At 67.1% G+C, this 510-nt stretch carries 1 protein-coding gene; it reads right to left on the bottom strand.

Going from position 1 to position 510, the window contains the following annotated elements; genetic code table 11:
• Positions 1-510, bottom strand: a 510-nt coding sequence (locus tag EXE45_RS17710) for an LEA type 2 family protein (RefSeq protein WP_199233693.1), incomplete at both ends; no start/stop codon positions are given.

Here is a 510-nt window from a genome sequence, read left to right as displayed (position 1 = left end):
GGGAGCAGGCCGTCGTCGTCCCCGGAGCCGTCGTCGGTCGTGGTTCCCCCGTCGCCTGAGTCGTCGGAATCGGTCGAGCCCTCGGAGTCGGTCGAGCCGCCGTCACCGGACGTCCCGTCGGCGCTCGTTCCGTTCCCCTGATGGAGCCCCTCGTCGAAGATGTCGGTCTCGACCGTTTCCTCGTACGTCAGCGCGTCCAGCGGGACGGTGAGCTCCTCGCCACCGGGGAGTTCGACCACCGCGTAGAACTCGATCCGGAGGTCGCTCACCTGGTGGCCGTTGACGGACTCGTCGAGGTGGGTGACCCACCACTCGTCGAGGCGCTCGTTGCTGAGCGCGGCCGTGAGTTCGATCGTCTCGGAGCCGTACGAGGGGATGACGTACTCCACCTCGGTCGACCCGGAGCCCATCGCGACGCCGTTCATCGTCACGTCGTAGCCGATCTCGGTGACGACGTACGGTTCGAGGTTGGGGTTGTAGGCGTCGAACTCCATCTCGATCGGCGTCTCG

Origin of the sequence: Halorubrum sp. SP9 (genome assembly GCF_005435015.1) — an archaeon.
Taxonomy (GTDB): domain Archaea; phylum Halobacteriota; class Halobacteria; order Halobacteriales; family Haloferacaceae; genus Halorubrum; species Halorubrum sodomense.
This window is presented reverse-complemented; position numbering and strand designations above follow the sequence as displayed.